Source organism: Rhizobium sp. 2YAF20 (genome assembly GCF_052114685.1).
Taxonomy (GTDB): Bacteria; Pseudomonadota; Alphaproteobacteria; order Rhizobiales; family Rhizobiaceae; genus Rhizobium.
On sequence record NZ_JBFRFF010000001.1, the window covers coordinates 753,302 to 772,049 of the forward strand.

Here is an 18,748-nt window from a genome sequence, read left to right on the forward strand (position 1 = left end):
GGGGCGGTTCGGGCATTTTGCCTGAGCCGCCTTGGGTGTTTGATCTGAGAGGATGTCCATGAATTCCATTGTTCCCGCCTCCGCCATTGAGCGGCGTTGGCCCGAAGGCGCGGTCGACGAAATCGTGCGGCTTGTCGATGTCCATCGACGCTTCGGCGAAACACCTGCGCTTGATGGGATCTCCTTGACTGCTCGTCGCGGAGAGATTCTTGGCATCATCGGGCGAAGCGGTGCCGGCAAGTCGACGCTCATCCGCTGCCTCAACGGACTGGAACGTTGCGATAGCGGGGAGATTCTGATCGAAGGCAGAAAAATATCAGGTCTTTCCGAGCGTGAGCTGCAGCCCCTTCGCCGCCGCATCGGCATGATCTTCCAGCATTTCAACCTGCTTTCGGCAAAGACCGTCGAGGAGAATGTTGCCTTGCCGCTGAAGATCGCGGGTGTGGCGAGAACCGAGCGCCTGGATCGTGCCGGAGAGCTGCTGGATCTTGTCGGCCTTGCGGACAAGGCGATGGCCTATCCCTCTTCGCTCTCGGGCGGACAGAAGCAGCGCATCGGCATTGCCCGCGCGCTTGCCGCAGGGCCCGCGCTGCTTTTGTCAGACGAGGCGACGTCGGCGCTCGATCCCGAGACGACCCGGTCGATCCTTGCCCTGCTCAAGGACATCAATCGCAAGCTCGGACTGACAATCCTTCTCATTACCCACGAGATGGAAGTGGTGCGAGGGATAGCCGACCGCGTCGCGGTCATCGATGCCGGCCGGATCGTCGAGGAGGGCCCCGTCTGGTCGGTGTTCGCTGAGCCGCAAAGTGCCGTCACCACAAGCCTGCTTTCTGGTATTCGTCCGCAGTTGCCAGACCATATGGCACGCCGGCTGTCGCAGACCGGCGGCACGGAAGCAATCTTCAGCGTCGATCTTGCCGGCCCGGCGGCGCAAGGGTCGCTCCTTTCCGATCTTTCCGCCGCCCTTCCGCATTCGTTCCGTCTTGTTCATGGCGGCATCGACCATATTCAGAACCAGCCGGTCGCGAGGTTCTTCATCGCGGTCCCGACGCGAGATGCGGAACTGCCTGCCCGGGTTCAACAGTTTTTGACCGCCAGATCGGCACGCGTGGAAGGATTTGGCTATGACACCGATCATGCTTGAACTGCTGTGGCGCTCCCTTTGGGAAACGGTGCTGATGACAAGCGCCTCCGGGATCATCTCGCTCCTGGCGGGATTGCCGCTCGGCTTATTGCTTCTGGCCACCGCACGCGGCGGTATCGCCGAGCATCTCTGGATCAACCGCGTGCTTGGCGCAATCATCAACGGCTTTCGCTCCGTGCCGTTCATCATCCTGCTCGTGGCGCTGATTCCGATCACGCGTCTGATCGTCGGCACATCCCTCGGTACCTGGGCCGCGATCGTGCCGCTGGCGATCGCCGCGACGCCTTATTATGCTCGCATCGCGGAGGTGTCGCTAAGGGAGGTCGACCGGGGCCTTGTCGATGCCGTTCGCGCGATGGGCGGCAACCGCTGGACCATCATCCGCGAGGTGCTGGTTCCGGAAGCCTTGCCGGGCATTGTCGCCGGTTTCACGGTGACGCTGGTGACGCTGATCGGTGCTTCGGCCATGGCCGGGGCGATCGGCGCCGGTGGGCTGGGAGATCTGGCGATCCGCTATGGCTATCAGCGCTTCGAGACATCAGTGATGATCGCGGTCGTCGCCGTGCTGATCGTGCTCGTCTGCGGCATGCAGTGGCTCGGCGATCTCCTCGTGCGACGGCTGGACCATCGCTGAGCCTTCCCGGTGGGTGGTAGTTTGCGCGCGACCGTGCGAATTTAGGTGGGCTGCGATTCCCGATCGCAGTTCCCATCGTTCCACTGTCCGGATAGCCTATTGAAAACCATCGCCGTCGATTTCGAAACAGCCAACGAGCAGCGCGGCAGCGCCTGCTCCGTGGGGCTTGCCTGGATCGAGGACGGTCGCGTGGTGCGCGTCGAAGAGCGGCTGATCCGGCCGAAGGAGATGCGTTTTTCGGGTTTCAACGTCGCTATCCACGGCATTCGCCCTGAACATGTCGAGGATGCCCCTTCTTTTCCACAGGTCATGGACGAATTCCATGACGACTTTCGTGGCGCGACGATGATCGCGCACAACGCGGCATTCGACTTCAGCGTCTGGCGCGCCAGCCTCGATCATTATCGCCAGTCCTATCCGGAGCTTTCCTACCTCTGCAGCTTGAAGATGGCGCAGCGAATATGGCCGCATCTTCTTTCGCATCGCCTGAACGTCATCGCCGAGCATCTGATGCTGCGTTTCAGGCATCACAATGCGGCCGAGGACGCGGCAATCTGTGCGACTGCTGCCATCGAAATGGCCAAGGCGGTGAAAGCCGCCGATGTCGCGTCAATCCCTGCTGAGATCGGCATGAAGGTCGGTCGGCTAACCGCCTATGGCTACGAGCCTTGCACCTGCCGCAGGGGCTGACTGGGTTTCCTGGCAAAAGGTGCGGGCGAGACTTATCTAGAGCATCGCATCAACCAGGGAGAACCCAATGCACATGCGCCGCATTCACATTCTCGCGCTTTCGCTTTTCACGCTTGTCGCCGGGTCTGCCTCGGCCGAAGTGGTCGGCAAGGTGGGGGTCGACTGGACCGGCAACGACATCCTCATCGACGCCGTAAGCGATCCCGAGGTCTCCGGCGTCACCTGTCACGTCACCTATTTCGACCGCAGTGTCATCGACCGGTTGAAGAATGGCAAATGGTTCGAGGATCCCTCCAACAATTCGATCTCCTGCCGCCAGACCGGGCCGATCGAGATCGACAAGATCAGCCTGGCGGAGGGTGGCGAAGAGGTCTTCCGCGCCGGAATGTCGCTGATCTGGAAAAAGCTTGTGGTTAATCGCGTCTACGACAAGAAGAACGATACGCTGATCTACCTGGCTCACAGCCGGCAGTTGACGGATGGTTCGGCGAAAATGTCGATTTCGACCATCCCGCTCTACGGCCAGAGCGTCACATGGAAGAACGGCAAACCCTGAGGCTCTTAGCCTGCCAATATGATAAGCAATCTAACGGTACCAAAAATGGTCGGTCCTTATGGTTGTGGATTGGCCATTGGAAGGGGTGGTGGGCTATTGATCGGGGTTAACTTAGAGTTAAGTTCATGGTGAACGTGGAAGTCGAGCCGGCTTGAAGCCTGCCCGCTTTCTCCGTTCATGCCTTGCCCGGCCTGCATTCCGGCTAACACCCCAGTCGGAAGGTATGGAAAACAGTCGCCCTGGAATTCCTGTTCCAGGGCGATCTGCGTTTTAGGTCATCGGTAACCTCAGGCGGCCTGGGCCAGCTCGTCGGCGATGACGGTGTCGAGGTTGAGGAAACAGACCATGGTCTTCTCGAGCGCTACGATGCCGCGGCAGAAGGCGCGCTGGGCTTCCGGAATGATTTCCGGTGCCGGCTGCAGATCCTCACTCTTGATCGTCATCATGTCGGATACCTGCTCGACCAGCAGGCCGACGAGCTTGCCGGCGATATCGGTAACGATGATGGCGGAACGCTCTGATGGTTCAGTCATCTTCATGCCGAGGCGGCAGGCCATGTCGATGACAGGGATCACCGCGCCGCGCAGATTGATGAGGCCAAGGACATATGGCGGCGTGTGTGGCATCGGAGTGACCGGGGCCCAGCCGCGTATTTCGCGGATGGCCATGATGTCGATGCAGAATTCCTGCTCGCCGAGGTGGAAGGAAACGATTTCCAGGTAGGCACCCGTCTGCTTGATGATGTTGGTCATGGTCAACTCTTCCCGGTTGGCTGCAGCCGAGAAGGAACCGACCTTCACGGCAATAATGGTATCAAGGGCTCCCGCAATTCGGCGTGTCCGGCTGCGCGTGGGAGAGGATCGGCGGCAGGGCTACGGCATCCGGCGCTTCTTAAATGCGCTTCGGACGTCCCAGTGGGCATCATGCCCTGTCGAACCTGAAATTGTCTGGCTGGTGCTTCGTGTGTTCACACGGCGCCAAGTACCGCGATTGTTGGCTTATAGTGGTTACGATCGGCTTAACGGCAGATCGGTTGGGGAAATTACCTTGCGCCTATATGTCGCTCAATCTGACGCCCGCTTCGTGCTAGGCTGCCTCAAATATCGCCGGCCGCAGAAACGTGTTGTTGAATTGCAACGGTGTATCCGACGCGATATCACGCGACGGCGGGTTGTTTCCGTCATCCGGCCGATGTGCGGCCGCAAGGATCAGTCAGTCATGAAAAGAGTTCGCATTGTCGTCTGGGTCATGGTTTTCATTCTGGCCGGAGCGCTCGGATGGATGACGCTCGGCATCACCAGGGGTCCCGACACGACGGCGGCGCAAGGGCCGTTCGGCGTGCCTTTCACGCTGGTGTCGCAGAATGGTCAGCCGATCACGGAAAAAGCACTCCGCGGCAGGCCCTCAGTGATCTTCTTCGGCTATACCCATTGCCCCGACGTCTGCCCGACGACGCTGTTTGAGATGAATGACTGGCTGCAGAAGGTCGACCCGGATGGCTCCCGGCTTGGCGCCTATTTCGTCACCGTCGATCCGGAGCGCGATACGCCTCAGATCATGAACGAATATGTTTCCAATGTCTCGAAGCGGATCACCGGCATTTCCGGCCCGCCTGATCAGGTCCTCGATATGGTCAAGGGGTTTAGGGTCTACGCCAAGAAGGTTCCGACCGACGAAAAGAACCCGGCCGGCGACTATACGATGGACCACACGGCCTCGGTCTTCCTGCTCGACGGTTCGGGGCGGTTCGCCGGGACGATCGCCTATCAGGAAGACCCTGACATCGCGGTCAAGAAGCTGGAGAAGCTGATCAAGAAGGGGTAGGGACGTTGCCCTTGTCGCGCCGATTGCGGAAGGACGTAAACAGGAGTATTGCGCAGTCCGGCTTGCCGCTTGACGCCTATGACACGGCGAGGCGTCCGTTGATCGCCTTGGCCGAATGATTGTTGAAAGAGACCGCGCGTTGAATGAAATTCGCTTGTACGTGACAACCACCGAACGGGATGCCGAGCGGATTCTCGATCTCATGACACCGGCTTTCGAGGACGAGGAATTGCCGATCGCCACTTCGGAGATCGACGAGAAGAACGATGTCTGGGAGGCTTCGGTCTATCTGTTCACCGAACAGGAAGAGGATGTCCGCGCCCGTTTTGCCGAAGTGTTGAGGCCAGCCTATCCAGCACTTCAGATCCATAAGGAAGTCATTCCCGATGTCGACTGGATCGCAAAGTCGCTCGACGGGCTGAAGCCGGTCAGGGCAGGGCGTTTCGTCGTGCACGGATCGCATGATCGCGACAAGATACGCCCGAGCGATATCGCCATCGAAATCGATGCGGGCCAGGCGTTTGGTACCGGTCACCACGGCACGACAGCCGGGTGCCTCGAAACCATCGAGACGGTGATGCGCAGCCGCCGGGTTCGCAACGCGCTCGATCTTGGCACCGGCAGCGGCGTGCTTGCGATCGCGGTTCGCAAGCTGAAGAACATCCCGGTGCTGGCGACCGACATCGACCCGATCGCGGTCAGGGTGGCACGCGAAAACGTCCGCCGCAATGGCATCGCCTCAGGGATCAGCCTCGAGACTGCTCCGGGATTTCATTCGACTTCCTTTTCGCGACACGGACCGTTCGATCTCGTCATCGCCAATATTCTGGCGCGGCCGCTTATCCGCATGGCGCCGCAGCTTGCCGCACATCTGGCGCCGGGCGGCTCGGTCATTCTTTCGGGCATCCTTGCCTCGCAGCGCTGGAAGGTGATTGCCGCCTATAGCGGCGCGAACCTTCGGCACGTCCGCACGATCTGGCGAAATGGCTGGGTGACGATCCACCTCGATCGACCATAGGCTCCTGCCAGACTGATTCCGGCCGCGGCCGCAACGTCCTGTTTTCAAATGGAAATCACGGAAATGCAAAAGGCGGTGCCAATGGCACCGCCTTGCAGATCAGTCTTACCTGACCTTGCCCGCGAGCTCGAGGGGAGGAGTGCTCAAGCGGGTTCTAGCGTTCCTATCTGCAATCCGGGGAGGGAGGAGAGCCGGACCGCGATAACTCAGAACGCGTAGCTGTTTGCACCGTTGCGGCGAATGTCACCATGGCTTGCGCCCACCATCTTCGACGTTTCCGCTTCGATCTGGCGAAGCGCGCCGATAACATGGCGCACGGTCCGGCGTTCGCCAGCCTGCAACGGGCTGCTATATGCGAAGCGAGAATTGGCCATTTTCATTTCCTTTTCATCGGGTTCGTATCGTGAACGCCGTTCGATGAGCCGTATATAGCTACTCCGTCGCCGCGCGGCAGATGGAAAAGCATCATGGTAGCCATGCGCATATCGCATGCCTTTCGCCGTCGTACTGCCATAATCGCGAATCTATGCTCGCGAAATGGGCAGTTGCCCGCCGGATGGTTTTTGCATCGCATTGTCTCGCAATGGCGACAAATTCGGCTAACATGCCGGCGCAGCCTAGCTGCGGATTCGTTTTTCCTTGCTCCGGGTAAGCCATGTTTCAGTCCTTTGACGTTACCTCCACTCCACAATTCGGCCACGAACGCGTCACCGGGCTCAGAGCCTCTTTCGATGCACTCGGCATCGATGCCTTTCTCGTTCCGCGAGCGGATGAATATCAGGGCGAATATGTGCCGGCGTGCTCTGAGCGACTGGCCTGGCTCACCGGCTTCACCGGATCGGCGGGCATCGCGCTGGTGACGCGGTCGCAGGCGATCGTCTTCGTTGACGGGCGCTATACGACACAACTCGGCGAACAGGTCGACGGAACGGTTTTTGCAGGCGACGATCTCGTCAACGAGCCGCCGCATCTCTGGATATCGAACCATGGGCCCAAGGGCCTGCGCCTCGGCATCGATCCATGGATTCATACCGGTGCCGAAGTTCGCCGGCTTGAGAAGGCGCTGGCAGATGTCGGCGGCACCCTGGTATTCCTGCCGCACAATCCTCTCGACCGGCTGTGGAGCGATCGTCCGGGCGAGCCGCTTGGTGCCGTAACGATACAGAAAATCGCCGAGGCCGGCGTTCTGGCAACGGAGAAGATCGCAACGATTGCGCAGTTGCTTCGGGATAAGAGCCTTTCTGCGGTGCTGATCACCGACCCGTCTTCCGTTGCCTGGATATTCAACATCCGCGGCAGCGACGTGCCGCACACGCCGCACCCGTTGGCACGTGCGATCATCCGCCCCGACGGCAAGGCCGAGTTGTTCCTCGACAAGCGCAAGACCAATATCGAGGCTGAGGCCTATCTCGCGCAGATCTGCCTTCAACTTCCACCTTCCGAATTGACATCGCGACTGGCGGTTGTCTCCAAAGGTGGCGGCCGTGTCCTCGTCGATCCCGAACTTGCCTCCTATGCGCTGACCGATCTCATCCGGCGCGAAGGCGGCGAGGTGGTCGAGGGGACTGATCCGGCCAGATTGCCGCGCGCGCGCAAGAATGCGGCCGAACTCAACGGTTCGGCTGCCGCCCATCTTCAGGACGGCGCCGCCATGGTGGAGTTCCTGCATTGGCTGGAAACGCAGAAGCCAGGTTCGATTACGGAAATCGTTGCCGTCAAGAAGCTCGAGGCGGTGCGCGCCCATGTCGGACAGAGCATGCAGAACCCACTGAAGGATGTGTCGTTCGATACGATTTCCGGCGCGGGCGAACATGCGGCAATCATGCATTATCGAGTCACCACCGACACCGATCGGATGGTGAAGGCCGGCGAATTGTTCCTGGTCGATTCCGGTGCGCAATATGTCAACGGCACGACTGATATCACCAGAACGGTTGCGGTGGGTTCGGTGCCGGAAGAGCAGAAGCGGTTCTTTACGCTGGTTTTGAAGGGCATGATCGCCATCAGCACGGCGCGTTTCCCGGTGGGCACGCGCGGCTGCGACCTTGATCCGCTGGCGCGCATTGCCCTCTGGAAGGCAGGTGGAGACTACGCCCACGGCACCGGACATGGCGTCGGTTCGTTTCTATCGGTCCACGAGGGGCCGCAGCGGATCTCCCGCCTGTCGACGCAAGAGCTGCTGCCCGGCATGATCCTTTCCAATGAGCCCGGCTACTACCGGCCGGGCAGTTTCGGCATCCGCATCGAGAACCTGATCTATGTCCGAGATGCCGAAGACGTCGACGGCGGCGACATGCCGATGCTCGGTTTCGAGACGCTGACCTTTTGTCCGATCGATCGCAGCCTGGTGATTGGCGAGCTATTGACCCACGAGGAATTGAACTGGCTCAACGACTATCATGATCGCACCCGCAAGGCATTGATGCCGTTGATCCACGCTGCTGATGCGCGCAGCTGGCTGGAAAACGCGACTTTGCCCATCAGCCACTAGAACTGGTCTGTCAGCCCGCGAAGTGCCGCCAGGCCATGGCGACCACCCAGCCGACGATGAGCATCGTCGTCGAGGAGAAACGCAGGCCGACAGCGAGTGCCAACGCCATCGCCACCTTGGTATCGATTCCGCCGTTGATGAAAGCGGGGGCGACAAGTGTCGTCAGAACGGCGGCCGGCACGGCATTGAGGGCGGCCTCCATGCGCGGTGGAATTCGCCCCATCTGCGTGATCAGCACGTAGCCGCCGACGCGCGTCAGGAACGTAACGATCGCAGCGGCCAGGATCAGAGCGATCATATAGGGGTCGAACAGCGTCATTGTCCGGCCCCGCTGCTTTCGCTGGCAAGGGTTGGGTCCGCTTTCGCTCTTACCGGCAACAGGGCGGCAAGTGCTACGCCGGCAAGTGCGCCAAAGCTGACATGCCAGGGCGAGCCGACGTAGCGATAGGCAATGGTCGAGGCGATGGCGCTGACGGCAACGACGGCCACGAAGTTATCGCGCTTGCGGAAGCTGATGACGATGCCGAGAAAATAGACCGGCAGCAGAATATCGAGGCCGATCGCGCTCGGATCGCCGATCAGGCTGCCGAGCAAGCCGCCAATGATGCTGGCCGCCACCCAGGGGACATAGATCATCAGCGCGAAACCGAGATACCAGTCGAAGCTGACCGGCTTTCCGTCTTCGCCGCGCTTGACGGCTGCGGCAAATTGCGGATCGACGAGGAAGAAGAAGGTGAAGAATTTCTGGATCGGGGAGAATTGGCGGATATACCGGGCGAGCGCTGCGGAATAGAGGACGTGGCGGAAATTTACGGCAAAGATCGACAGGACGATTAGCCAGGCCTGAACCTTGTGACCGAACAGATCCAATCCGACCATCTGGCTGGCGCCGCCATAGACGGTTGCGCTCATCAGTGTCAGTTCATCGAGCGACATGCCCTGGCCGCGGGCAAGCGCCCCGAACAGGGCCCCGAACGGCGCAACTGCGAGCGCGACCATCGTGCCGCCGCGCAGGCCTTCCAGAAATTCCGGCCGGTTCATCGCTATTGTCTTCCCTGTCGTCGCTCTTGTCCTCTAAGTCCCATGGCCTTCGGCGGCAATTCAAATACATTGATGGACCTATCGATTCTGCTGAACCATTCGCTCAAGACCACCGTTTGCACAGGAAGACTACAGTGAAGAAGATCGTTTTTTCAAAAGAGGAAAAGGCCGCGATCGTCGGGCGAATCCAGCAATATTTCGCAGACGAACTCGACCAGACGATCGGCGTTCTGCCGGCGGAATTCCTGCTCGATTTCTTCGCGACCGAGATCGGCGCCAACTACTATAATCAAGGGCTGCAGGATGCCCATGCCGCGCTGATGAAGCAGATGGAGGATTTCAGCGAGGCGATATACCTGCTGGAGCGCCAACCGGACGACAAGAAATGATCCGAGAGCTCTCTTTCATGGTTCGCCCTCGCTAAGCTTGGGGCAAGGCTCCGGCCTATCCAGAACACCCCCCCCCCCGAATTCAGCTTACCGCGGGGGCGGGCCACCTTCACCTCACGAACATAGGGTCTAGTTCTTTAGCTTGAACGTGTGCTCCGGGCCTGGAAAGCTCCGGGCCTTGACTTCGCCGGCATAGGCCTCCGCCGCTTTCGAAACCAGCGGGGCAAGTTCGGCGAAGTGCTTGACGAAGCGCGGCTTGAAGTCGGTGAAAAGTCCAAGCATATCGTCTGAAACGAGGATCTGGCCGTCGCAGGCGGACGAAGCGCCGATGCCGATGGTCGGGATGGCGATGGTGGCGGTGATTTCGCGGGCCAGCGGCTCGACGGTTCCCTCGACGACGATCCCAAAGGCGCCCGCGTCGGCAATTGCGGCGGCGTCGCGGCGGATCTTGCCGGCTTCCTTCTCTGAGCGTCCGACAGAGCGGTAGCCGCCCGCGGTGTTGATCAGCTGCGGCATCAGCCCGATATGTCCGAACACGGGAACGCCTCGCGCGGTCAAAAACGCGACCGTCTCCGCCATTTCCTCGCCGCCTTCGAGCTTGACCCCGTCGCAGCCGGTTTCCTTCAGAATGCGGGCGGCGCTGCGGAATGCCTGTTCCTTCGATTCCTGATAGGCCCCGAAGGGAAGGTCGACGACGACGCAGGCATGATTGACGCCGCGCATGACGCCCCTGCCATGGGCGATCATCATGTCGAGTGTCACGCCGATGGTTGTCTCCATGCCGTAGAGGACCATACCGAGGCTGTCTCCGACGAGCAGCAGGTCGCAATGCGGATCAAGAAGGCGGGCGATCGGCGTCGTATAGGCCGTCAGCGAGACGATCGGCCTGCTTCCCTTCATTGCCTCGATCTGCGCCGTGGTGATCCGCTTGGTATGGCCGGTGGTGCTCATGTCAATCCGCTTTTCGGTTGCTGTCGTTCGTTTGGCAAATCACCCTGTTGTCGAGCAGCCTCGTCGTTCCGATGCGGACAAAGAGCGCGACAAGAATAGGGCGGCCCTGGAGACTATCCACCGGTTTCAATGTCTGGGGATCACGGACCGCGGCAACTTCGACTGTCGCCAACGGTTCGCGGGAGATGAAAATGCGAAGCGCGGCTTCGAAGATGGCGGGATTGTCGACGCCCTCGGCATAAAGCCGCTCCGCTTCCTCGATCGCGCGTGGGACGATCCTTGCGGCGGCTCGCTCCTCGTTCGTCAGATAGCTGTTGCGCGAGGAGAGGGCGAGACCGTCGACATCGCGCACGGTCGGAACCGAGACGATGTGAACCGGCTGGGCGAGATCTTCCACCATGCGGCGGATGATGGCCACCTGCTGGTAATCCTTCTCTCCGAAATAGGCGCAATCCGGCTGGACGATATTGAAGAGCTTGGTCACAACGGTCGCAACGCCGGCAAAATGACCGGGCCTGACCGCGCCCTCAAGCTCGCCACCCAGCGTCGGCACATCGACAATCGTTTCCATCGGCCGCGGATACATGTCAGCAGTACCAGGGGCAAAGATATAATCGACCCCGCCTGCGAGCAGCATGGCGCTGTCGCGCGCGAGATCACGGGGATATTTCGTCAGGTCCTCGTTGGCTCCGAATTGCAGCGGATTGACGAAGATCGAGGCGACGAGGACATCGTTCTCGTTGCGCGCGTGGCCGACAAGGGCCATGTGTCCGGCGTGAAGATAGCCCATGGTCGGAACGAGACCAATGCGACGGCCGGCGCGTCTCGGTGCGGCGAGGCGCTCACGCATCTCAGCTATCGTGCCGATCACTTCCATCAGGCGCTCCCTTGTCGAACGGCGACGCCAGATGCGCCCCTCCGTCTCCCACCCTCGAAATTCGCCGGCTCTCTACCCTGTACCGCGACCAAAGGCAAATAGAACGCAAGGTAGACGCACGCAAAGCTGAAATCCGAGTTTCCCGGCCGCACGGTCCTCCACGTTTGCAAGCTACCGCCTATTATTGCGGAGGCGATTGGATGCACGTATTGAGTGATTCAAGGCATGGTGATATATGTTGGAAAAGGCGTTATTATTAGCGATTTATAATTGATGAAAACCGTCGAGGTGGGGAGAGGGCTATGAAAATTATCAGCTTCATTCGAAATTCCCTGGCATTGATCGCGCTCATAATGGCCGTCGCGGCACCGATGCTGGCAGCGTCGCCGGCGGATGCCTATTATCGACGTGGTGCGGCTGGTTGCGGCCCGCGCGGATGCGCGGCTGCCGGATGCGGCCCGCGTGGCTGCGCTGCTGTCGGCACGCGCCGTGGCGGACCGGTGTATCGCCGTCCTGCCGGCGTGGTCGTCGTCAATCCGCGCCGCTATTGGCGTCCGGGCGGGGCAATCGCTGCAGGAGCTGCCATTGGCTTTATCGCCGGCGCGGCTGCAGTTTCAGTCGCCGGTCAACCTCCAAGGGCCGGACAATGCTGGTACTACACCTCGCCAGCCCGAACGTCGGGATTCTGGGACGTTTGCCCTAGATAGCTGAGCTAACACGTTGTCGTGACTGGACGATGGTGCATTCTCCGGGTGCTTCGGCCCCGGGGCTGTTAGCCCTGAGAGCAGCCTGCCGCCACCAAACCACCGGGACCCGCTGACAATTTAGCAAATTCCTCAGCTTTTTGCGCTTATCTCCGCAGATGGCGAAGATCGTGGCGTTGGCGGCATATTTCTATCAGGCGGCGGTGGCTTTCGGGCTGCTGATTACCGTTGCCCATATGCTGTCGCCGGGTGACTTTTCGCGCTATTCGCTATTCATCTCGGTCAGCCAGTTCACGGCGATCTTCTGTTTCGAATGGATCCGCTTTGCCTGCAGCCGATTTTACCCCGGCCGTACGCAGCAGAGCGAAGCGTCCGAGCGTCGTGCCTTGACCATCGAGTTTGCCGTCTCGGCGGCTTTCTGCATTCTTGCTGCAGCTGCCTCCATCATCTTTGCGGTTCCGCCGACTGTGGCGCTGCTTGGTGGCCTGGTGGCTGTCTTCCAGGGTGGCAGCGATCTGCATCTGACGATCCTGCGCTTCAAGCAGCAATTCCGCAGCTTTTCGCGGTTGCAGGGTTCGCGGGCGACGATCCTTGCGGTGGGAACGCTAAGCGGGACCGCTCTCTCTCCAACGTTCGGCTATACCGCCGCCGGGCTGCTCGCCGGTTATATCGTCTATTCGCTCATCGCCATCCTCACGACCCGAAACCGCCTGACCGAGGGAGCCGTCTTCGAGCCAGCGCTGGTGCGCAAGCATTTCGTCTATGGCAGCGTCGCCGCTGGCGCTGCCGTCGTCGCCATGCTGGCGCCGCTCAGTCTCAAGTCCATCCTGACGGCGATGCTCGGGACTGAAGGCGCTGCCGGGGTGCTGCTCGCGCTCGATTTACTGCAGCGGCCCTTCGTGCTCATCGTCTCCGCGCTGCAGGCCATCCAGTATCCCGACATCGTCTCGCTCTACGATCGCGAGGGGGAGACATCGGGGCTGCGCCGGCGGCTCGGGGAATATTATTCGCTGCTGACCGGCTTCACACTGATGACGGCGTCGGGCATTTTCGCGCTGCTCCAGCCAATCGGCCATTTCGTCATCGCGCCGGGTTTGCAGCAGAGTTTTATTGCCGCCGCGCCCTATGTGACCGGCGTCGCCGTTTGCCGGGCGCTCACACAGAACATGCTGCCGACGCCGTCGCATCTGCGCCATCACCTCAAGTCGATTTTCCTGTTGTCGCTTGTCGATTGCCTGTTGCTGAATGGCGGTGTGCTCGCCGCCGGCCACTTCATTTTGAACAGGGGCGATGTACTGATGGGCGGCGGCATGATCGGAGCGATCCTCGCGATGCTGATCGGCATAAAGGTGCTGGTCGCATTGCCTTTCGATCTCATCTGGCAGCCAGTTGCCTTCTCCGCAGTCGGGATTGTCATTCCGGTCATCGCAACGGCCGGCTTCAGCTACAATCTGTGGGTTTTCGTCGTTATCGGGGTTGTCGGCGGGGGAGCATTTTGCCTCCTGGGGCTGCACAGCTTTTTCATCAGGATGTTCCGACCTCAGGCAGCATCCTAGCCGGCAATAGCCTCACCGCTGTGGATGATGCCGACGCCGCGCAGGCGCATTTCCCCGATTGCGGCGCGAACGCCTTCTGAATCAATGCCGCGGCTGGCGTCCTCGACGAACCGCACCTCTACACCGGGAAGCATTTCAACCGCATCGAGCGCGGAGAATTTCACGCAGTAATCGGTCGCCAGACCGCAGAGATCGAGCCCCGTCACGCCTTGCTCGCGCAGATATTCGGCAAGGCCCGTCAGCGCCGCCTGGTCGTTGTCGCGAAAGGCCGAGTAGCTGTCGACGGCAGGGTTCTGGCCCTTCTGCTGGATGAAGTCGACGTTCTCGATGTCGAGCGCCGGATGGAAGTCGGCATCGGCGGTGCCCGCCACGCAATGGTCCGGCCACATCATTTGCGGCTTGCCAGAGAGCGTCCCGACTTCAAAAGGCTGTTTGCCGGGGTGTGACGAAGCAAAGCTGCCATGACCGGGCGGATGCCAATCCTGCGAGGCAACGACCAGATCGTAACGGCCGCTGCCGATCAACCGGTTGGCAACCGGCACAACCTGATCGCCCTCGGGCACCGCCAGATTGCCACCGGGACAGAATCCGTTCTGAATATCAATCAGCAGCAGCGCTTTCATCGGCAGGTCCTTCGGTTGCTCGTGATGCCACGATGTCAAGTGCCGTGGCCGGGATCAAGTGCTTTGCGCCGCGTTGTCTGATCGCGCCAGATGAACTCGCCAGTCGTTTCAGGCTGCCTTGTGACCCTTGAGCCCGTAATAGGCGATGTAGGCGTAGCAAAGGATCGGCATCAGGAAGGCGAGGTGGATACCGATGCTGTCGGCAAGGAAGCCCTGGATAACCGGCAGGATAGCGCCGCCGACGATGGCAAGGCACAGAATGCCGGAACCCTGGCTGGTGTGTCGCCCGAGGCCGTGCAGCGCCAGGCTGAAGATCGTCGGAAACATGATCGAGTTGAACAGGCCGACCGCGAGCACGGTCCACATGGCGATATGGCCCGTCGCCAGTACCGTCGTCAAAAGCAGGATGGCGGCGATCAACGCATTGAAAGCAAGCGCCTTGCCATCATCCACATAGCGCATCACAACCGAGCCGATGAAACGGCCGATCATAGCTCCGCCCCAGAAATAGGAGACATAGTGGGCCGCATCCGCCTGCGAAAGGTTGGCGATATCGCGCTGGCTGAGGAAATTGACCAGGAAGCTGCCGACGCTCACCTCGGCACCGACGTAAAGAAAGAGGCCGACCGCACCGAGAATGAGATGAGGATACTGCCATGCCGAACGACCGTCGCGGATCGGCTGGACGGTTTCCTCGCCCTCGACATGGGGCAGCTTCAGCGCTGCGAAAACCGCAGCAAGTACAATGAGGGTGACGGCGAGGATGAGGTAGGGGAATTTGACCGCATCTGCCTCAGCCAGGTGAAGTGCATTAAGCTGCTGCGGGCTTGCATTCTCGACGGCGACCGTTGCGGCCGATAGAATGAGAAAGGCCCCGAAGGTTGGCGCAAGCGTCGTGCCGAGCGAATTGAAGGCTTGGGTTAGCGTCAGGCGGCTAGCGGCGGTGTCCGGCGCGCCGAGGACTGTCACATAAGGGTTAGCCGCTACCTGGAGGATGGTGATGCCGGTCGCAAGCACGAAAAGCGCGCCGAGAAATAGGGCGTAGACGCGGTAGCTTGCAGCGGGGATGAACAACCCGCAACCAATTGCGGCGATGACGAGGCCGACGACGATGCCCCATTTATAGCTGATGCGCTTGACCAGTGCGCCGGCCGGCAGCGAAACGATAAAATAAGCTCCGAAGAAGCAGAGCTGGATCAGCATCGACTGGGCATAGTTGAGCGAAAAGACATTCTTCAGGTGGGGCACCAGAATGTCGTTCAGGCAGGTAATGAAACCCCACATGAAAAACAGCGAGGTCAGCGCGACAAGCGCGAATTGGTAGCTGCCCTGCGCCGGTCGCGCTGACGCGCCGACGGCGCTGTTTGTTGTCATCCCAACCATTTGATCTGTCCTCAAATCCGTCGTTGCCAGCACGATAGCCCCTTCACATCCACCGATATGGCGGAACCGGCAGCGGTTTGCCGCGAAGATCGTTCAAAAGCACGAGAGGCTCGGGCCGCAACACTGGATATATGCTACTGGCCCGAGATTGGTAGCGTGCTACCGATGCTGATCTTGCAATGCAGCAACGCGTTGAGGTTTGGGCTTAAATCGTTCGGTGGCTCAAACCCGCTCCACAAACCCGTCCAGCACCCGTTTCTCTCCTGCCCGGTCGAATTCGATCGTGAGTTTGTTCCCCTCGATGCTGGAGATGTTGCCGTTGCCGAATTTGATGTGGAAGACGCGTTCGCCGATGGTAAAGCGGGAAGGCGTGTCGCTGGTGGATTTGGCGACGAGTTCGCCGTCGATGGTGCGGGCTTTCGGACCGCTTTCGCCGTAGCCGATGCGCTCGACGGCGTGGCCGGAGCGCGAGCCCCAGTTGTCGCGGGTGGCGTCGCTGCGGTTAGCCTGGGCGCGCTTCCATCCGGGGGTCGAATAGCTGTTGGCGAAGGGTTCCGCCTTGTCGAAGCGGGATTGGCCGTAGCCGCCGCGCCCGTAGCCGCCATAGGATTGCTCGGTCTCGGCGACCGAGACATGCGTTGACGGCAGTTCGTCGAGGAAGCGTGAGGGCAGGGTCGATTGCCAGAGGCCGTGTATGCGGCGGTTCGAGACGAACCAGATATGGCAGAGGCGCTTGGCGCGGGTGAGCCCGACATAGGCGAGCCTTCGCTCTTCCTCCAGCCCGGCCCGGCCGGATTCGTCAAGCGAGCGCTGGTGTGGAAACAGGCCTTCCTCCCAGCCAGGGAGAAATACCGTCTCGAATTCTAGGCCCTTGGCGGAATGTAGCGTCATGATCGAAACCGCGTCGAGGTTCTCGTTCGTCTCGGCGTCCATCACCAGCGAGACATGTTCGAGGAAGCCGCGCATGCTCTCGAAACTGTCCATCGAGCGGATCAGTTCCTTGAGGTTGTCGAGCCTGCCCGGCGCTTCGGTCGATTTGTCGTTCTTCCACATGTCGGTATAGCCGGATTCGTCGAGGATCTGCTCGGCAAGCTCGGTGTGGGGCGTGTTCTCCAGCCGCTCCTGCCAGCGACGGAAGGACATGACGACATCGAACAGCGCCTTGCGCGGCTTCGGCTTCATCTCATCGGTCTCGATGAGATCTCCGGCAGCGGCAAGCATCGGGATATCGCGGGCCCGGGCGTAGTCGTGGAGGGCGCGGACCGTGGTGTCTCCAAGGCCACGCTTCGGCGTATTGACGATCCGCTCGAAGGCGAGGTCGTCGGCCGGCTGGCAGACGAGGCGGAAATAGGCCATCGCATCGCGGATTTCGAGCCGCTCGTAAAAGCGCGGGCCGCCGATGACGCGGTAGTTGAGGCCGAGCGTGACGAAGCGATCTTCGAACTCGCGCATCTGGAAGGAAGCGCGTACTAGGATCGCCATGTCGTTGAGATTGTGCTTGTTGCCGTCGGCGTCGCCGCGCTGCAACTGCTCGATCTCCTCACCGACGGCGCGAGCTTCCTCTTCGGAATCCCAGGCGGCGTGGACCTGCACCTTGGCATCGTCGGGATTGCTGCGGTCGGTAAACAGCGTCTTGCCGAGCCGGCCCTCGTTGTGGGCGATCAGATGCGCCGCAGCGCCGAGGATATGTTCGGTCGAGCGATAGTTGCGCTCGAGCTTGATGACCTTGGCACCGGGAAAATCCTTTTCAAACCGCAGGATGTTGTCGACCTCGGCGCCGCGCCAGCCGTAGATCGACTGGTCGTCGTCGCCAACGCAGCAGACGTTTTGCGGCTCGCCCTTTGGCCGCTGCGCCAGAAGCCGCAGCCACATGTACTGGGCGGTGTTGGTATCCTGATATTCGTCGACGAGGATATAGCGGAAGCGCTGATGATAGTCTTTCAGCACATCGGGGTTCTTGCGGAACATGTTGATGGGGTGCAGCAGCAGATCGCCGAAGTCGCAGGCATTGAGCGTCTTCAGACGGGCCTGATAGGCTGTGTAAAGCTCGCGCCCCTTGCCGTTTGCAAAGGCGCGGGCATCGCCTTCCGGAATATCGGCCGGCGTCATGCCCTTGTTCTTCCAGCCGTCGATCATTCCGGCGAATTGCTTGGCCGGCCAGCGCTTGTCGTCCAGCCCCTCGGCCTGGATCAATTGCTTGATCAGGCGCACGACGTCGTCCGTGTCGAGAATGGAGAAATCGGAGGTCAGTCCGGCCAGCTCGGCATGGCGGCGCAAAAGCTTGACGCCAATCGAGTGGAAGGTGCCGAGCCAGGGCATGCCCTCGACGGCGCCGCCGACGAGAAGGGCAACGCGCTCCTTCATTTCGCGGGCGGCCTTGTTGGTGAAGGTGACGGACAGGATCTGCGAAGGATAGGCACGGCCGCTCGACAGGATATGGGCGATGCGGGTGGTCAGAACGCGCGTCTTGCCAGTGCCGGCGCCGGCAAGCACCAACAGGGGGCCTTCCAGAGTTTCCACCGCCTCGGTCTGTTCTTTGTTAAGGCCGGCGAGATAGTCCGGCCGGCGGCCTGCATCGCGGGCAGCCATGGCGCGAGCAGCAATGCCACCCTGTGCGCCGGGGCCGGCGGGCGCACCTGGCGCGGCGGCCGGTCTGCGCGGAGCAGCGTCTTCAGGCTCCTCGCCGAAAAAGGGAATGTCGTCATGTCCTGTCGTCATGCGGCCCAATGTAGTGATTCGGTTCCGAAAGGCAAAAGGAACGGGCTAATATAAGAACAAAAAGCGCACATTCGGTAAAGGTCATGGCCGGAGGGGGCCACCGGCCACAACTTCGGTTCTCTTCGGATTACATCCTTGTTTCGCGT

Annotated in this window: 19 protein-coding genes; 10 read left to right on the forward strand and 9 right to left on the reverse strand. The window is 60.6% G+C overall.

Going from position 1 to position 18,748, the window contains the following annotated elements; genetic code table 11:
• The first annotated feature begins 58 nt into the window (after window positions 1–58).
• The 4 genes from AB4Z52_RS03560 (at window position 59) to AB4Z52_RS03575 (ending at window position 3,027) form a co-directional block, all read left to right on the forward strand.
• Window positions 59–1,147: a methionine ABC transporter ATP-binding protein gene (locus AB4Z52_RS03560; RefSeq protein WP_442216502.1), complete on the forward strand. Its 1,089-nt coding sequence runs from the start codon at window positions 59–61 to the stop codon at window positions 1,145–1,147.
• The gene (locus tag AB4Z52_RS03565; RefSeq protein ID WP_442216503.1) at window positions 1,128–1,781 is read left to right on the forward strand and encodes a methionine ABC transporter permease; all 654 of its coding nucleotides are present in this window, start codon (window positions 1,128–1,130) and stop codon (window positions 1,779–1,781) included. The genes AB4Z52_RS03560 and AB4Z52_RS03565 overlap by 20 nt, the downstream gene beginning before the upstream one ends.
• 99 nt (window positions 1,782–1,880) lie before the next feature.
• Window positions 1,881–2,471, forward strand: a complete 591-nt coding sequence (locus AB4Z52_RS03570; protein ID WP_442216504.1) for a 3'-5' exonuclease — start codon at window positions 1,881–1,883, stop codon at window positions 2,469–2,471.
• Between the two features lie 67 nt (window positions 2,472–2,538).
• Window positions 2,539–3,027 carry a CreA family protein gene (locus tag AB4Z52_RS03575; RefSeq protein WP_442216505.1) on the forward strand — a complete coding sequence of 163 codons (489 nt, stop codon included), beginning with the start codon at window positions 2,539–2,541 and terminating at the stop codon, window positions 3,025–3,027.
• A 287-nt stretch (window positions 3,028–3,314) separates the two neighbouring features.
• Here AB4Z52_RS03575 and AB4Z52_RS03580 read toward each other — a convergent pair whose 3' ends face one another.
• On the reverse strand, window positions 3,315–3,779 hold the full coding sequence (locus AB4Z52_RS03580) for a chemotaxis protein CheW (protein ID WP_442216506.1): 465 nt from the start codon (window positions 3,777–3,779) through the stop codon (window positions 3,315–3,317).
• A 466-nt stretch (window positions 3,780–4,245) separates the two neighbouring features.
• Between AB4Z52_RS03580 and AB4Z52_RS03585 the strand changes: the two genes are divergently transcribed.
• Both AB4Z52_RS03585 and AB4Z52_RS03590 read left to right on the forward strand, forming a co-directional pair.
• Window positions 4,246–4,851: an SCO family protein gene (locus AB4Z52_RS03585; RefSeq protein ID WP_442216507.1), complete on the forward strand. Its 606-nt coding sequence runs from the start codon at window positions 4,246–4,248 to the stop codon at window positions 4,849–4,851.
• A gap of 139 nt (window positions 4,852–4,990) precedes the next feature.
• Entirely contained in the window at window positions 4,991–5,869 is an 879-nt protein-coding gene (locus tag AB4Z52_RS03590; RefSeq protein WP_442216508.1) for a 50S ribosomal protein L11 methyltransferase, read from the forward strand.
• Window positions 5,870–6,075: 206 nt separating this feature from the next.
• Here AB4Z52_RS03590 and AB4Z52_RS03595 read toward each other — a convergent pair whose 3' ends face one another.
• The gene (locus tag AB4Z52_RS03595) at window positions 6,076–6,243 is read right to left on the reverse strand and encodes a hypothetical protein (RefSeq protein ID WP_195909530.1); all 168 of its coding nucleotides are present in this window, start codon (window positions 6,241–6,243) and stop codon (window positions 6,076–6,078) included.
• A gap of 281 nt (window positions 6,244–6,524) precedes the next feature.
• On the opposite strand from AB4Z52_RS03595, the gene AB4Z52_RS03600 reads away from it, so the two are divergent.
• The gene (locus AB4Z52_RS03600) at window positions 6,525–8,360 is read left to right on the forward strand and encodes an aminopeptidase P family protein (RefSeq protein WP_442216509.1); all 1,836 of its coding nucleotides are present in this window, start codon (window positions 6,525–6,527) and stop codon (window positions 8,358–8,360) included.
• 10 nt (window positions 8,361–8,370) lie between these two features.
• Here AB4Z52_RS03600 and AB4Z52_RS03605 read toward each other — a convergent pair whose 3' ends face one another.
• Window positions 8,371–8,679 (reverse strand): AzlD family protein, encoded by a 309-nt coding sequence (locus tag AB4Z52_RS03605; protein ID WP_442216510.1) that lies wholly within the window; start codon window positions 8,677–8,679, stop codon window positions 8,371–8,373.
• Window positions 8,676–9,401 carry an AzlC family ABC transporter permease gene (locus tag AB4Z52_RS03610; protein ID WP_442216511.1) on the reverse strand — a complete coding sequence of 242 codons (726 nt, stop codon included), beginning with the start codon at window positions 9,399–9,401 and terminating at the stop codon, window positions 8,676–8,678. Before AB4Z52_RS03610 ends, AB4Z52_RS03605 begins: the two co-directional genes overlap by 4 nt.
• 134 nt (window positions 9,402–9,535) lie before the next feature.
• Here AB4Z52_RS03610 and AB4Z52_RS03615 point away from each other — a divergent pair, with 134 nt between their 5' ends.
• A complete protein-coding gene (locus AB4Z52_RS03615; protein ID WP_442216512.1) occupies window positions 9,536–9,790 on the forward strand; it encodes a DUF2164 domain-containing protein in 255 nt (84 codons plus the stop codon).
• Between the two features lie 129 nt (window positions 9,791–9,919).
• Here the strand turns inward: AB4Z52_RS03615 and panB are convergent, their stop codons facing one another.
• Together panB and panC are read right to left on the reverse strand one after the other, a co-directional pair.
• Complete coding sequence (gene panB / locus AB4Z52_RS03620; protein ID WP_442216513.1) at window positions 9,920–10,741, reverse strand: 3-methyl-2-oxobutanoate hydroxymethyltransferase; 822 nt, start codon at window positions 10,739–10,741, stop codon at window positions 9,920–9,922.
• Window position 10,742: 1 nt separating this feature from the next.
• Window positions 10,743–11,618, reverse strand: a complete 876-nt coding sequence (gene panC / locus AB4Z52_RS03625) for a pantoate--beta-alanine ligase (RefSeq protein WP_442216514.1) — start codon at window positions 11,616–11,618, stop codon at window positions 10,743–10,745.
• Window positions 11,619–11,920: 302 nt separating this feature from the next.
• On the opposite strand from panC, the gene AB4Z52_RS03630 reads away from it, so the two are divergent.
• Complete coding sequence (locus tag AB4Z52_RS03630) at window positions 11,921–12,325, forward strand: hypothetical protein (protein WP_442216515.1); 405 nt, start codon at window positions 11,921–11,923, stop codon at window positions 12,323–12,325.
• A gap of 167 nt (window positions 12,326–12,492) precedes the next feature.
• Window positions 12,493–13,878: a hypothetical protein gene (locus AB4Z52_RS03635; RefSeq protein WP_442216516.1), complete on the forward strand. Its 1,386-nt coding sequence runs from the start codon at window positions 12,493–12,495 to the stop codon at window positions 13,876–13,878.
• Here the strand turns inward: AB4Z52_RS03635 and pncA are convergent.
• The 3 genes from pncA to AB4Z52_RS03650 form a co-directional block, all read right to left on the reverse strand.
• Window positions 13,875–14,501 carry a bifunctional nicotinamidase/pyrazinamidase gene (gene pncA, locus AB4Z52_RS03640; protein WP_442216517.1) on the reverse strand — a complete coding sequence of 209 codons (627 nt, stop codon included), beginning with the start codon at window positions 14,499–14,501 and terminating at the stop codon, window positions 13,875–13,877. The two genes, AB4Z52_RS03635 and pncA, sit on opposite strands and share 4 nt — an antisense overlap.
• Window positions 14,502–14,609: 108 nt before the next feature.
• Window positions 14,610–15,884, reverse strand: coding sequence for a sugar MFS transporter (locus AB4Z52_RS03645; protein WP_442216518.1), 1,275 nt, complete (start codon window positions 15,882–15,884; stop codon window positions 14,610–14,612).
• Window positions 15,885–16,106: 222 nt separating this feature from the next.
• Entirely contained in the window at window positions 16,107–18,602 is a 2,496-nt protein-coding gene (locus AB4Z52_RS03650; RefSeq protein WP_442216519.1) for an ATP-dependent helicase, read from the reverse strand.
• Between the last annotated feature and the right edge of the window lie 146 nt (window positions 18,603–18,748).

What these genes read in the sequence shown, in the direction of transcription:
- AB4Z52_RS03560 (WP_442216502.1), top strand. Translation starts at nt 59, where the DNA reads ATGAATTCCATTGTTCCCGCCTCCGCCATTGAGCGGCGTTGGCCCGAA.
- AB4Z52_RS03565 (WP_442216503.1), top strand. Translation starts at nt 1,128, where the DNA reads ATGACACCGATCATGCTTGAACTGCTGTGGCGCTCCCTTTGGGAAACG.
- AB4Z52_RS03575 (WP_442216505.1), top strand. Translation starts at nt 2,539, where the DNA reads ATGCACATGCGCCGCATTCACATTCTCGCGCTTTCGCTTTTCACGCTT.
- AB4Z52_RS03580 (WP_442216506.1), bottom strand. Translation starts at nt 3,779, where the DNA reads ATGACCAACATCATCAAGCAGACGGGTGCCTACCTGGAAATCGTTTCC.
- AB4Z52_RS03585 (WP_442216507.1), top strand. Translation starts at nt 4,246, where the DNA reads ATGAAAAGAGTTCGCATTGTCGTCTGGGTCATGGTTTTCATTCTGGCC.
- AB4Z52_RS03595 (WP_195909530.1), bottom strand. Translation starts at nt 6,243, where the DNA reads ATGGCCAATTCTCGCTTCGCATATAGCAGCCCGTTGCAGGCTGGCGAA.
- AB4Z52_RS03600 (WP_442216509.1), top strand. Translation starts at nt 6,525, where the DNA reads ATGTTTCAGTCCTTTGACGTTACCTCCACTCCACAATTCGGCCACGAA.
- AB4Z52_RS03605 (WP_442216510.1), bottom strand. Translation starts at nt 8,679, where the DNA reads ATGACGCTGTTCGACCCCTATATGATCGCTCTGATCCTGGCCGCTGCG.
- AB4Z52_RS03610 (WP_442216511.1), bottom strand. Translation starts at nt 9,401, where the DNA reads ATGAACCGGCCGGAATTTCTGGAAGGCCTGCGCGGCGGCACGATGGTC.
- panB (WP_442216513.1), bottom strand. Translation starts at nt 10,741, where the DNA reads ATGAGCACCACCGGCCATACCAAGCGGATCACCACGGCGCAGATCGAG.
- panC (WP_442216514.1), bottom strand. Translation starts at nt 11,618, where the DNA reads ATGGAAGTGATCGGCACGATAGCTGAGATGCGTGAGCGCCTCGCCGCA.
- AB4Z52_RS03630 (WP_442216515.1), top strand. Translation starts at nt 11,921, where the DNA reads ATGAAAATTATCAGCTTCATTCGAAATTCCCTGGCATTGATCGCGCTC.
- pncA (WP_442216517.1), bottom strand. Translation starts at nt 14,501, where the DNA reads ATGAAAGCGCTGCTGCTGATTGATATTCAGAACGGATTCTGTCCCGGT.
- AB4Z52_RS03645 (WP_442216518.1), bottom strand. Translation starts at nt 15,884, where the DNA reads ATGGTTGGGATGACAACAAACAGCGCCGTCGGCGCGTCAGCGCGACCG.
- AB4Z52_RS03650 (WP_442216519.1), bottom strand. Translation starts at nt 18,602, where the DNA reads ATGACGACAGGACATGACGACATTCCCTTTTTCGGCGAGGAGCCTGAA.